Raw genomic sequence first — 11,911 nt, 5'->3', positions numbered from 1 at the left:
GCGCCATCCCGCCCGTCCCACCGACCGGCCCGATCGACGGCGCCGCGGCGACCTCCGCGGATGGCCCGCGCCGTCGCCGCCGCGGACTGATCGCCGCCCTCGTCGCCGGCGCGGTCGTGCTGATCGCCGCCGCTGTCGCGCTCGCCATGTTCCTGCCGCGCGCCGCGACCCCCGACTCCGTCCCGTCGACCCCGCGCCCCACGCCGAGCAGCACCGCCCCGGCGGTCCCGGCGACGGTCGCACCGTCCGACGACCAGCAGCAGCAGGACCAGCAGCAGGACGACGGCGACACCGGCACCTCCCCGGCGCCCGCGCCAGCCCCTGCGCCGGCCCCCGGAACGGGCGACGACGGCTCCGGAGACGACAACGGCGGAGGCGGCGAGACGACCCCGTCGCCGGAGACGACACCGACCCCGGAGCCGACGCCTCAGGAGACGACGACCCCCGAGTCCACGACGACGCCGACCAACCCGCCAGCGGGCTGAGCGCCGCGCCGGTCAGACGCGTTCCACGCGCGCGCTCACCACGCCCTCCTCGGTACGGAGTATCGGAGTGATGGTGCCGACCATCCTCGCCCTCACCCCCGCCCCGTCGCCACCTCGACCGCCCGCCGCACGCCCCACACGTAGTCGTCCGGACGCTCCCAGGCGGCGAAGTGGCCGCCGTACGGGAACTCGCGCCAGTCCGCGACCGCGAAGAAGCGTTCCGCGAAGCGGCGGGGTGCGTTCACCAGGTCCTTCGGGAAGACGGTGAAGACCGTCGGCGCCTCCACGCGTCCCCAGTCCTTCGGCGCGTTGAGGGCGTACGGGGCGAACGAGGTGCCGATCGAGCCGCTCACCCAGTAGGCCGTCACCCAGGTCAGGTACTCCTCCGCGTCGAATGCCGGGGGGAGGGACGGGTCGGTGTCGACCCAGCGGTCGAGCTTCTCGCCGATCCACGCCGCCAGCCCGGCGGGGGAGTCGCCGAGGGCGGTCGAGACCGTGTTCGGGCGGGTCGACTGCTCGTGCATGTAGCCGCCCTCCGCGGCCTGCCAGCGGCGGCCGTGCTCGACGTACGCCCGCTCCTCGTCGTCGAGGTCGTCGGGCAGCCCGGCGAGGAAGTGGTACTGCGACACATCGGTGAGGTGGAGGGCCGCGACGCTCTCCGGGTGACGTGCGGCGAGCGCCTCCGCCACATCGCAGCCCACGTCCCCCGCCGACACGATGAACCGGTCGAAGCCGAAGTCCAGCATCGCCGCGTGCACGGCATCCGCCAGCTCCACCGCCGAGAGCCCGCTGCCGTCGGTCGCGGCGAACGGGAAGCCCGGAAGCGCCGGGATGACGGCGGTGACGTCGCCGAGGCGCCCGAGCACCCGCTCGAACCGCAGGACCGAGTCCGGCCAGCCGTGCAGGAGGAGCACGACGGGCGCGTCGGCCTCCGCCTCGGCGACGATCGCGTTCACGGGCGGCTCGGTCGCCGACCGTCGCCACGGGTACGCGGCGATGCGATCCTCGTGCACCCGCCAGTCGTACCTCCGCTCCCAGTGGTCGAGGAGGCTCTCCAGCCTGGTGCGGTCGGTTCCGAACCCGGCGCCGTCGTCGCGCACGCCCGGCACGATCCGGCGGCGGGCCAGCCGGTCTTGCAGGTCGCGCAGCACGGCGGGGTCGGCGCGGGTGAAGGCGTTCTGCTCCACGGTTCTCCTCTCGATTCGGTGGGCATCTCGATTCGGCGGGCACCTCGATTCGGTGCGGCGGCCGTTCGCGCAGGCCGCGGCGTCAGCGCAGCAGCGTGCGCAATGTCTGGATGGTGTCGGCCTCGCCGGGCTCCTTGTCGTCGCGGTAGCGCTTGACGCGGGCGAACCGCAGCGCGATCCCGCCCGGGTACCGCGTCGACCGCTGCACGCCGTCGATCGCGATCTCGACCACCGTCGTCGGCGCGACCCACACCGTGCCGGCCGTGCGGCGCACCTCGATCTGCTGGAAGTACTCCGTCTGCCAGCGCAGCAGCTCGTCCGTCAGGCCCTTGAAGGTCTTGCCGACCATCACGAAGCCGCCCGGCTCCCCGAACTCGCCGTCGGGGTCGCGCGCGCCGAGGTGGAGGTTCGACAGCCAGCCGCTGCGGCGTCCCGATCCCCACTCGCAGGCGAGCACGACGAGGTCGTAGGTGAGCACGGGCTTCACCTTCACCCAGCTGGAGCCGCGCCGGCCCGCCGCGTACAGGGAGTCGATCGCCTTCACGACCACCCCCTCCTGACCCGCCGCCAGCGCCTCGCGCGACACCCGCTCGGCGACCTCGGGGTCGGCGGTCACCTCGCCCCGGATGCGGTACGGGCCCGCGACGCGCTCGAGCTCCTCCAGCCGCGTCGACAGCGGCTCGTCGAGGAGGTCGCGACCGTCGACGTGCAGGATGTCGAAGAACCACGGCCGCAGCAGCGTCTCCCTCGCGGCATCCGCGCCGAAGCGCGACATCGTCTCCTGGAACGGCCGCGGCCCGCCGTCCTCGTCGAGCGACAGCGTCTCGCCGTCGAGGATCACGTCGTCGACAGGGAGCCCGCGGGCGACCTCCACCACCTCCGGCAGCCGGTGCGTGATGTCGGCCAGGTTGCGCGTGTAGACGTGCACGTCGTCGCCGCGGCGGTGCACCTGGATGCGGGCGCCGTCCAGCTTGTGCTCGACGCTCGCCGGGCCGGTGGTCGCCAGCGCCTCGGTCGGGGTGGAGGCGGTGGCGGCGAGCATGGGGAGCACCGGCCGGCCGACCTCCAGCCCGACCGCGTCGAGGTCGGCGGCGGTGCCGGTCAGCGCCAGGCGGGCTGTCCAGCCGAGGTCGCCGGAGAGCATCGCCGCCCGCCGCACCGTCTCGCCGGGCCGGTCGGAGGCGCGGGCGACAGCGTCCATCAGCACGCCCTCCAGCGCTCCGGTGCGCATCTCGCCGAGCAGGACGCGCACGATGAAGTCCTGCTCGCCCGCCGTGGCCCGCTCGGTGAAGGCGCGCAGCAGCCGGGCGCGCTCGGCGGTCGAGCCGCCGCCCGAGAGGGCGGCGAGCGTCTCGAGCAGCTCGTCCAGGTCGCCGACCGTCAGCGTCGGCTCGGCGGCCGGCTCGCCGATCGCGGCCGTGACGCCGCGCCAGCCGACGCCGACGCGGCCCTGCCGGGGCTTGCCGACGAGGAAGCCGACCGCGGGCGCCACCTCCTCGGGCGCGAGGTCGGTGAGCAGGGCGGCGAGCGCGTCCACCTTGGCCAGGCGGGAGCGCGTCGCGGCCACCGCGTCGGTCGTGTCCACGAGCGTCTGAAGCAGCACGATCCCACTCAACCACCACCCCGCCGACTCGTGACCAGATATCACTTCTCGGCGCGGGAACCCGCGTCTGCTCACGACTCGCCGCGTTCGGCCGCGCCGCGCCCTCCGTGCGACGGGATGGGGAGGGGGCGAGGGGATACTGGGTGACATGGCTGTGGTGCTGGTGCTGCACGGGAGGTACGGCGTGGCCGGCGACCTCCCCCAGGTCGTCGAGGCCGTTCCGCCCGGCTGGCGCGCCGTCGTGCTGCAGGCGCCGCTGCCGCTCGGCGACCGGTTCGAGTGGTTCCACGTCGAGGACTGGCCGAAGCCGGGTCCGCTCTCGGCCGACGTCGCAGCGGCGGCCGACCACGTCCTGGCTCGGATCGAGCAGGAGGCTCCTGGCGAGCGGGTCGGGATCGTCGGCTACTCGCAGGGCGCCGCCACGGCCCTCCAGGCGCTGCGCCGCGCACCGCACCGGATCGCGTTCGTGGTGGTGCTCGCCGGCTTCATGAGCATCGACGGCGAGCGCGGCGACGAGGAACTGGCCCGCCTCCGTCCGCCCGTGCTGTGGTGCCGCGGCGATCAGGACGACGCCATCACCGAGGCGGACGTGCGGCGGCTGGCCGACTTCCTCCCCGCGCACACCACGCTGGTCGAGCGGGTGCTCCCCGGCGTCGGGCACGAGGTGCCTCCGGCGATGGCGGCGGAGGTCGCGGGCTTCCTGCGCGAGCGGGCCGCCGAGTCGTGACTCGGTGCGGGTCCGTGCGCCGAGCCGTGAGCTGATGTCACGACTCGGCGGAGGTCACAGGTTCTCGTCCTCGTCCTCTTCGTCCTGCATCGCGAACTCCTCGAGGTCGCCGAGGTCGGGTCCGCGGAAGGCGCCCGTCCCCTCGTCGAGCGTCCCCTCCCCGTCGGGATAGCCGGCCCGGTCGGGGTACTCCTCGGGCCGCCGGTCGCCGCCGTCGCCGCTGTGGTCGCTCATGCTCGCTCCTCCCTGCTGGTGCGCCCATCCTGGCGCAGGACCGCCGGTGGAGGCGATACCCCTCAGTCCTCCGAGATCTCCGCCACCGTCTCCCCGGTCTGCACCGGCGAGCTGGAGCGGGCGAGGTCGGCCTGCGACACCATCCCGACCAGCCGGTGGCCGTCGATCACCGGGAGCCGCCGCACCTGGTGGCGCTGCATCACGCCGTGCGCCTCCACCACGTCGTCGTCGGCGCCGATCGTGACCGGCTCACCCTGGGCGAACTCGCCGGCCGTCGCGGTGCGCGGGTCGCCGCCGGTCGCCACGCACTTCACCACGATGTCGCGGTCGGTGAGCACGCCCTTCAGCCGGTCGTCGTCGCCGCAGATGGGCAGCGCGCCGATGTCGAGGTCGCGCATCTTCACGGCGGCGTCGTAGAGCGTCTCGGTCTCGCGGACGCACTCGGCGCCCGGTGTCATCACATCGCGGACCACGGTCATCGTCCTGCTCCTTCCGTTCGGCGCTGTCTCGCCTCCATCCCACCGCGCCGGGGCGAAGCGGGGCAGGCCTTGACGCGCGCGGCTGACGGGGTAGCCGTGGAGGGAAGACGCGCCGCACGCGACGACGAGTGTGCGGGCATCCGAATCGGAGGAATCAACCATGGGCATGATCGAGCCGCGGGGATCGAAGCCGCTGACCATCGTCGGCGTCATCCTCCTCGTGCTGGGGCTGGCGACGCTGATCACCTACTTCGCGACCACGCCCGGCACGAACTCCGAGGGCGAGGGAGCCGGTGTCGCCCTGGCCATGTGGCTCGCCTCCGCCGTGCTGATCGGCGTCGGCCTGCTGCTCACCGTGCTCGGCCTGGTCCGCCGGCGCCGCGGGCGGGCCGTGGGCGGAGACGCCGAGCGCCGGGTCGACGACCACGTGCACGACCTCGAGCCGGGGGTGAGCGGCGACAGCCACCCGCCCGCGTGAGCCGCGCCCGCGCGAGTCGCGCCCGCGTCAGGCGCCGGCGGACGCGTCGCCCGCGAGCGCGAAGTCCACGGCGGCGTGCGCGTGCAGCCGGGTCGTCGGGAACAGCGGCAGCGGCGTGTCCTCTGGGCGCACCAGAAGCTCCAGCTCCGTGCAGCCGAGGATGGCGCCTCGCGCGCCGGCCGCGGTCAGTCCGCCGATGACGCCGACCAGGTCGGCCCGCGACTCGTCGCGGATGTCGCCGAGCACCAGCTCGTCGAAGATGATCCGGTCGATCCGTTCGCGCGCCTCCGGGTCCGGCACGTGGACCCGCAGCCCGTGGCGTTCGAGCACCGACCGGTAGAAGTCCTCCTCCATGGTGAAGCGGGTGCCGAGCAGTCCGACCTCCGTCACCCCGGCGGCAGCCACGGCTCCGGCCGTCACCTCGGCGATGTGCAGCAGCGGGATGCCGATGGCGGCGGTGATCGTGTCCGCGAGCTTGTGCATGGTGTTGGTGCACACCACCACGCAGTCCGCGCCCGCGGCCTCCAACCGGGACGCCTCGCCGGCGAGGAGCGCGCCGGCGTCGTCCCAGCGGCCCTCCTGCTGCATCAACCGCACCTCGCCGAAGTCGACCGAGATCAGCACGCAGTCGGCGGAGTGCACCCCGCCGAGCCGCCGGGCGACCTCCTCGTTGATGAGCTCGTAGTAGAGCGCGGAGCTCTCCCAGCTCATGCCGCCCAGCAGCCCGATCCGCTTCATCCTGTCCCCTCCCGACGGTCAGGGCGTCAGTCTGGCAGGTCCGCCCGTCGCAGCGCGATGAGCCAGGTCGAGTAGTGCTCGGTGACGGAGCCGCCCAGCTCGTCGACGATGGCCGCGGCCTCCGCGGCCTCGGCGGGCGTCCAGTCGCTGAAGGTGGTGAAGAGGTCGCGGACCTGGGCGCTGTCGAGCTCGACGCTCCAGCGGAACGTCCGGACGCGCTCCACGCGGAACAGTCCGCCCGCCGTGAGCGCGCGGCCCCACCGCTCGACCTCCAGCTCGCCGGGGCCCGGTCGCGGCGGCGCCTGCCGCCGGTCGACGATCGCCTGCATGCGGCGGCGGAACGGCGTCACCTCCGCCTCCGGATCGCCGTAGACGTTTCCGCCAGACGAGCAGGAGGCCGCCGGGAGCCAGCGCGTCGTGCACGCGGGGCAGCAGCACGTCGAGGTCGAACCAGTGGACGGCGGTGGCCGCGGTCACGATGTCGAACGCGCTCGTGCCCAGCACGGCGTCCTCCGCGCGGGCGTTCACGACGGTCGCGGCGGGCACGCGCGCCGCGAGCCGGGCCGCCAGGGCGGGCCCCGGCTCCACCGCGGAGACGGCGAGCCCCGCCTCGGCGAGGGCGCCGGTGGCCTGACCGGTGCCCGCACCGAGGTCGAGCGCTCGCGCTCCTGGCCTCAGTGCGCCGAGCTCGCGCAGCGCCTGCCACAGCGCAGGAGGGTAGGGAGGCCGTGCCCGCTCGTACCGCTCCGCGTTGCGGTCGAAGTGGTCCTCGAACCCGGCCCCGCCCATGCCGGCGAGATTACGCCGCCGCCCCTGCCGTGGCTGCGGCCGAGCCGGCCGCCGTCGCCTCCGACGACGTGTCGCTCGTCTCGTTCAGCGTCTTGCCGGTGGTCTCCGGCGCCATGACCTGCGAGACCAGCGCTCCGACGACGCAGACCACCGCGGCGATGATCATGCACCAGCCCGTCCCGATGGTGTCGATGCCGATGGGGAGGAGGAACGTGCCGGCCGCCGCGCCCACCCGGCTCGCCGCCGCCGCGACGCCGACCGCCGAGCTGCGGACCTCGGTGGGCATGATCTCGATCGGGTAGACCGCCGAGAGGTTGCCCTGCAGCGCGTTGAAGAACGCGAACACCGCGAAGCACAGCACCGTCACCCACACCGGCGCCCCGGACCAGATGCCGACGACCGCGAGGGCCGCCGCCATGATCCAGAACGGCGGGATGAGCTGCTTGCGCCGCCCCACGTGCTCGATGGTGAGCGCCCCCACCAGCGCGCCGACCGTGGCGAGGCCGTTGACGCCGATGGTGCCCCAGGCAGGGTCCGAGAGGCTGAGCGACTCCAGCACCACCGGCGCGAAGGTGAAGATCGCGAAGTAAGGCGCGACGTTGCACGCCCAGAAGACGCTGACGAACACCAGCCGGCGGAGGTTCTCGCCGCGCAGCAGCTCTCGGTAGCCTCCCTGCGCCTCCCGCTCGGCCATGATGCCCTCGCGTTCGACGTAGTCGCGGCCGAGGTCGCGCTCCACGATCCGGTCCGCCTCGGCGCGCCGGCCGTGCCCGAGCAGCCAGCGCGGCGACTCGGGGATGCCGAAGCGCACGATCCAGGCGCCCACCGCCGGGATGACGCTGGTCGCGAGGATCCACCGCCACGACAGGCCGGCGGCGGTCATCGCGTACGCGACGACGACGGCCACCAGGAATCCGCCGTACCAGCAGACCAGCAGCGCCGAGAGGCGGCGGCCGCGGTTGCGGTTGGGTGCGAACTCGGCGAGCATCGCCGCACCGATCGCGTACTCCGCGCCGATGGCGACGCCGAGCAGCACGCGCACCACGAACAGCTGCCACGGCTCTGTCACCATCGCCTGCAGCGCACCGAGCACGACGAAGCACAGGATGTCGATGGTGAACATCCGCTGCCGGCCGAAGCGGTCGGTGAGGTAGCCCGCGAGCGGCGCGCCCACGAAGATGCCGATCAGCGAGGAGGCCCCGATGAGACCGGCCTCCACCGGAGACAGGTGCAGGGCTGTGGTCAGGGCGGGGAGCACGACGCTGAGCACGCCGAGGTCGAACCCGTCCAACCCCTCGCCCCAGGCGGCGCTGAGGTTGATGCGGCGGACGATCGAGCGCCGTCGTTGTTCGGTTGTCATGAGAATCACCCTCCGTCGCCTGTGAGGATCGGGGGAGGGGCTTGCGCGCCGGGCGATTCCGGGGCACTCGGCTCACCGCCTCATCGCAGTTGCTAGGTTGGACGGATGGATGACTCCGCCGCCGTGACCGACCTGGCGGACTCCGCCGAGAGGCAGCGCCTCGAGGAATGCGTGAAGGAGCCCATCCGGACGCCGGGGCGCATCCAGTCCCACGGGGTGCTGTTCGTCGTCGACGTGAACACGTTCGAGATCGTCACGGTCAGCGAGAACGCCGCCCGGTGGCTCGGCCGCTCGATCTCGGAGCTCGGCAGCCCGACACTGGAGTGGACCGTCGCCGCGGCATCGCACGGCGACCCCGTGCGCGTCGAGCTGGGCGGCCGCTCGTACGACGCCATCATCCACCGCCTCGGCGACCGCGCCGTCATCGAGCTGGAGCCGGCGGAGGGGGCGCCCGACCTGGCGACGCCGTCCGTCGTCAACGCGATCCGCACGCTCGGCCTGCTGACCAGCGCGGAGGAGCTGCGCCAGGCCGCGGCCGAGGAGGTCAAGCGGATCAGCGGCTTCGACCGCGTGATGGTGTACCGCTTCTTCGAGGACGGCCACGGCGAGATCGCGGGCGAGGCCTCCGAGCCGGGGATGGACGTCTACCGGGGCCTGCGGTTCCCCGCCTCGGACATCCCGCAGCAGGCCCGCTCGCTCTATCTCACCAAGCTGTCGCGGGCCATCGTCAGCACGGAGGACGCGGGCACGCCGCTCGTCGGCAGCGATCCCGGCGCCCCTGCTCTCGACCTCAGCGGTGCGGAGCTGCGCGCCGTGTCGCCGCACCACCTGCAGTTCATGCGCAACATGGGGCAGGCGTCGACCGTCTCCTTCTCGCTGATCGCCGACGACCGGCTGGTCGGGATGATCACCTGCGCGCACCGCACCGAGCGGCGGATGCCCATCCTGCTGCGCCGCGCCCTGGAGGTGCTCGCCACCCAGCTGACCGTGCAGCTCGGCGATCGACTCGAGGGCGCCGAGCTGCGCCACGACCTCTCCCTGCGCGAGCGCCGATCCGTCGTGCTCGCGGACGTCCCGTCGGCCGACGACCCCCTGCTGTCGCTCATCGAGCGCGGCGACGAGCTGCTCGCCCTGGTGGAGGCCGACGGCGCGATCCTCGCGCTCGACGGCGTCAGCCGCAGCATCGGGTCCGTGCCGATGGTGGACCGCAGCGTGCTGCTCGCCGCGGCGGGGACCGAGCCCATGCACACGGACGAGATCGCGCGGACGCATGCGGCGCTCGCGACCCTCACCCCCGGATTCGCGGGCATGCTCGTGACGCCGGTGCCAGGGCACGGGGTCATCCTGTTCTTCCGCCAGGAGGCCGCGCAGGTCATCCGCTGGCTCGGCGATCAGTCGGCGAGCAACCGCGACACCCCGCTGTCGCCGCGCCGGTCGTTCTCCGAATGGCGCGAGAGCGTGCAGGGCAGCGCGCTGCCGTGGGGCCGCACCGGTGACGAGGCGCGCGACCTGGGCCGGGAGCTGGCACGAGCGCTCGACCGGCGCCGGGAGGCGCGCCTCGCGCAGCTCGCGATGATCGACCACCTGACCGGGCTGCACAACCGCCGTTCGCTGGAGGGCGCGCTCGAGTCCGTCGTCGCCGAAGGGAGGGGCGGCGTGCTGCTCTTCCTCGACCTCGACGACTTCAAGGCCGTCAACGACCGGCAGGGCCACGAGACCGGCGACGCCGTGCTGCGCGCCGTCGCCGACCGGATCACGCAGGCGTGCCGCGCCGACGACGTCATCTCCCGCCTCGCCGGCGACGAGTTCGTGGTGCTGTGCGCCGGGCTCGCGGAGGCGGAGGGCGACCGTGTGGCCGACCGGCTGGTGGAGGCCATCGGGCATCCCGTGCAGACGCAGCGCGGCGAGGTGATGGTCACCGCCTCCTGCGGGGTCATCGCGGTGGAGGACGGTCACACCGCCAAGCAGTTGCTCGATGCGGCCGACGCGGCGATGTACCGGGCCAAGAAGGCGGGCCGGAATCGTACCTCCCGGTAGGGAAATGCCGGTGGGTCCGCGCTAGGATCGAGACGGTACGCCGCCATCCCGGCCGGTGACGAACCGAAGGAGTGCCCGTGCGGTCATTGGCGGCGGATGAGCTTCCCTGCGCGGTGGTGCAGCTCGACGTCGACGGGCGCATCGTGGAGGCGAACGCGACCTTCCTCGCCTGGACCGGACGCCCCATCGCCGACCTCGCCGGCCAGCCCCTCGACGCCATGCTGCGCCCGTCCAAGAACCCCGCCACCGACGGATCGGTGGTGCGCCTGGCCGCCGCAGACGGCCGTCGTCGCGCGGTGATGCAGACGCGGAGCGCGCTTCCGGACGGCGAGCTGGTCGTCCTGCTGGACGCGACGGAGCGCATGGCCTTCGAAGACCGCCTCACCCGGTCCCGCTCGCTCGAGGAGCGCACACGCAACCGGCTGGAGCTCGTGATCGACGCCTCCATCGCCTTCGCGACCGCCACGACCGAGCACGAGCTGGCCGACATCCTCGCCACGACCGTGGCCAGGGCGTACGGCGCCGAGGAGTCCGCCGTCTTCCTCCTCGACGAGAACGGCAGCTTCGAGCAGGCCTCCGGGAGCAACCCGCTGGAGTCCACGATCGACCTGTCGGCGCTCGCCCCGCAGGCCTCGATGCTGCGCGCGGTCGTGAAGATCAGCGGCGCCGAGCAGGCCGACGAGGTGTCGCCGGCGCTGGGCCGCGCGTTCCGCGAGTGCGGGGTGTACTCGATGCTCGCCTCGCCCATCCGGCACGACGACGAGCTGTTCGGTCTGTGGACGTGCTTCTTCCTCCACCCGCGCACCTTCGACGCCGAGGCCGCCCCGCTGGCGGACGCGCTCTCCGGTCAGGCGGGCCAGACCGCGACGAGCCTCCGGCTGCAGCGCCAGCTGGAGCACGCGGCCATGCACGACGAGACGACCGGGCTCGCGAACCGCCGGTTCCTGGAGACGCTGCTCCCCGACTACACGAAGACGGCCGCCACGCTCATGGCCGTGCTGTTCATCGACCTCGACGGGTTCAAGGCGGTCAACGACTCGCTCGGCCACCACGCCGGCGACCTGCTGCTGCGCGAGGTGGGCGCACGGCTGAAGTCGGTCGTCCGCCACGAGGATCTGGTGGCGCGCTACGGCGGCGACGAGTTCGTCGTGGTGTGCGAGGTGCCGGACGACGCCGCGGCTCACGACGTCGCCGAGCGCATCCGGCGGGAGGTGCGGCGCCCGTTCGACGACCTGCCCGAGGGCTTCCCGGTGAGCGCGAGCATCGGCCTCTCGGTCGCCAGGACCGAGGTCTCGGCATGGAACCCTGACCTCCTCATCCGCCTGGCGGACCAGGCGATGTACCGGGCCAAGAACGCCGGGGGCGACCGCATCGTCGACGCCCGCCGCGGCGGTGGCGACGACGCGCTCCTCGCGGTCGGTTCCTGACCGGACGCCCCTCCGTGGGGCCGTGTCGCCCGGATGGGGTGGAGCGGAACCGCCCGGTCGGCCGGTAGCGTGGCCGGATCGACGCCCGGCGGCCGCTCAGATTCTGCGGTTTATGATGACAGCTTCCGCCGTGCGGACGGGACAGCGTCGCCCCGCATCATCCGAACCCCCGTCCACCCGAAAGGACACCCCATGAGCTCGCTCCGCGTGCACATCGAGCGCACCCTCGCCACGGCCGACGAGACCGACGCCCCCCAGGAGCCGGCCGCCGAGTCCGCCGCCGCCTGACCGCCCCCCCCGCCCCCCCCCCCCCCCGCCCCGGACCCCCCCCCCCCAAGCCAATGGCGCAAACCCCCACCCCCCCCCC

11 protein-coding genes and 2 pseudogenes are annotated in these 11,911 nt (G+C 73.5%); 5 read left to right on the top strand and 8 right to left on the bottom strand.

The window, feature by feature from the left end:
• Positions 1 to 485: pseudogene (locus ACR9ZG_RS14980) on the top strand (hypothetical protein); the annotation flags it as partial.
• Positions 486 to 577: 92 nt separating this feature from the next.
• On the opposite strand, the gene ACR9ZG_RS14975 reads toward ACR9ZG_RS14980, so the two are convergent.
• Together ACR9ZG_RS14975 and ACR9ZG_RS14970 are read right to left on the bottom strand one after the other, a co-directional pair.
• Positions 578 to 1,672, bottom strand: a complete 1,095-nt coding sequence (locus tag ACR9ZG_RS14975) for an epoxide hydrolase family protein (protein WP_481285644.1) — start codon at positions 1,670 to 1,672, stop codon at positions 578 to 580.
• An 82-nt stretch (positions 1,673 to 1,754) separates the two neighbouring features.
• On the bottom strand, positions 1,755 to 3,275 hold the full coding sequence (locus ACR9ZG_RS14970; RefSeq protein WP_481285643.1) for an ATP-dependent DNA ligase: 1,521 nt from the start codon (positions 3,273 to 3,275) through the stop codon (positions 1,755 to 1,757).
• 148 nt (positions 3,276 to 3,423) lie between these two features.
• Between ACR9ZG_RS14970 and ACR9ZG_RS14965 the strand changes: the two genes are divergently transcribed.
• The gene (locus ACR9ZG_RS14965) at positions 3,424 to 4,002 is read left to right on the top strand and encodes an alpha/beta hydrolase (RefSeq protein WP_481285642.1); all 579 of its coding nucleotides are present in this window, start codon (positions 3,424 to 3,426) and stop codon (positions 4,000 to 4,002) included.
• Positions 4,003 to 4,056: 54 nt separating this feature from the next.
• On the opposite strand, the gene ACR9ZG_RS14960 is transcribed toward ACR9ZG_RS14965, so the two are convergent.
• Complete coding sequence (locus ACR9ZG_RS14960) at positions 4,057 to 4,236, bottom strand: hypothetical protein (RefSeq protein WP_481285641.1); 180 nt, start codon at positions 4,234 to 4,236, stop codon at positions 4,057 to 4,059.
• A gap of 62 nt (positions 4,237 to 4,298) precedes the next feature.
• The gene (locus ACR9ZG_RS14955; RefSeq protein ID WP_481285640.1) at positions 4,299 to 4,715 is read right to left on the bottom strand and encodes a CBS domain-containing protein; all 417 of its coding nucleotides are present in this window, start codon (positions 4,713 to 4,715) and stop codon (positions 4,299 to 4,301) included.
• Positions 4,716 to 4,875: 160 nt separating this feature from the next.
• On the opposite strand from ACR9ZG_RS14955, the gene ACR9ZG_RS14950 reads away from it, so the two are divergent.
• Positions 4,876 to 5,193: a hypothetical protein gene (locus ACR9ZG_RS14950; protein WP_481285639.1), complete on the top strand. Its 318-nt coding sequence runs from the start codon at positions 4,876 to 4,878 to the stop codon at positions 5,191 to 5,193.
• Between the two features lie 27 nt (positions 5,194 to 5,220).
• Here ACR9ZG_RS14950 and ACR9ZG_RS14945 read toward each other — a convergent pair whose 3' ends face one another.
• The 4 genes and pseudogenes from ACR9ZG_RS14945 to ACR9ZG_RS14930 form a co-directional block, all read right to left on the bottom strand.
• Complete coding sequence (locus tag ACR9ZG_RS14945) at positions 5,221 to 5,931, bottom strand: aspartate/glutamate racemase family protein (protein ID WP_481285638.1); 711 nt, start codon at positions 5,929 to 5,931, stop codon at positions 5,221 to 5,223.
• 26 nt (positions 5,932 to 5,957) lie between these two features.
• On the bottom strand, positions 5,958 to 6,281 hold the full coding sequence (locus ACR9ZG_RS14940) for a hypothetical protein (protein ID WP_481285645.1): 324 nt from the start codon (positions 6,279 to 6,281) through the stop codon (positions 5,958 to 5,960).
• A 94-nt stretch (positions 6,282 to 6,375) separates the two neighbouring features.
• Positions 6,376 to 6,720 (bottom strand): annotated as a pseudogene (locus ACR9ZG_RS14935) (class I SAM-dependent methyltransferase); the annotation flags it as partial.
• 10 nt (positions 6,721 to 6,730) lie between these two features.
• On the bottom strand, positions 6,731 to 8,080 hold the full coding sequence (locus ACR9ZG_RS14930; RefSeq protein WP_481285637.1) for an MFS transporter: 1,350 nt from the start codon (positions 8,078 to 8,080) through the stop codon (positions 6,731 to 6,733).
• Positions 8,081 to 8,185: 105 nt separating this feature from the next.
• Here ACR9ZG_RS14930 and ACR9ZG_RS14925 point away from each other — a divergent pair, with 105 nt between their 5' ends.
• Together ACR9ZG_RS14925 and ACR9ZG_RS14920 are read left to right on the top strand one after the other, a co-directional pair.
• On the top strand, positions 8,186 to 10,117 hold the full coding sequence (locus ACR9ZG_RS14925) for a sensor domain-containing diguanylate cyclase (RefSeq protein ID WP_481285636.1): 1,932 nt from the start codon (positions 8,186 to 8,188) through the stop codon (positions 10,115 to 10,117).
• 71 nt (positions 10,118 to 10,188) lie between these two features.
• Positions 10,189 to 11,544 carry a diguanylate cyclase domain-containing protein gene (locus ACR9ZG_RS14920; RefSeq protein WP_481285635.1) on the top strand — a complete coding sequence of 452 codons (1,356 nt, stop codon included), beginning with the start codon at positions 10,189 to 10,191 and terminating at the stop codon, positions 11,542 to 11,544.
• The last annotated feature ends 367 nt before the right edge of the window (positions 11,545 to 11,911 follow it).

This window comes from Leifsonia sp. KNZ12-8B, assembly GCF_056755495.1.
Note: the sequence above shows the minus strand (reverse complement) of the source record. Positions and strands in the feature narration are given on the sequence as shown.

Coding starts and splice junctions, on each gene's coding strand:
- ACR9ZG_RS14960 (WP_481285641.1), bottom strand. CDS start 4,236: ATGAGCGACCACAGCGGCGACGGCGGCGACCGGCGGCCCGAGGAGTAC.
- ACR9ZG_RS14955 (WP_481285640.1), bottom strand. CDS start 4,715: ATGACCGTGGTCCGCGATGTGATGACACCGGGCGCCGAGTGCGTCCGC.
- ACR9ZG_RS14965 (WP_481285642.1), top strand. CDS start 3,424: ATGGCTGTGGTGCTGGTGCTGCACGGGAGGTACGGCGTGGCCGGCGAC.
- ACR9ZG_RS14945 (WP_481285638.1), bottom strand. CDS start 5,931: ATGAAGCGGATCGGGCTGCTGGGCGGCATGAGCTGGGAGAGCTCCGCG.
- ACR9ZG_RS14950 (WP_481285639.1), top strand. CDS start 4,876: ATGGGCATGATCGAGCCGCGGGGATCGAAGCCGCTGACCATCGTCGGC.
- ACR9ZG_RS14925 (WP_481285636.1), top strand. CDS start 8,186: ATGGATGACTCCGCCGCCGTGACCGACCTGGCGGACTCCGCCGAGAGG.
- ACR9ZG_RS14930 (WP_481285637.1), bottom strand. CDS start 8,080: ATGACAACCGAACAACGACGGCGCTCGATCGTCCGCCGCATCAACCTC.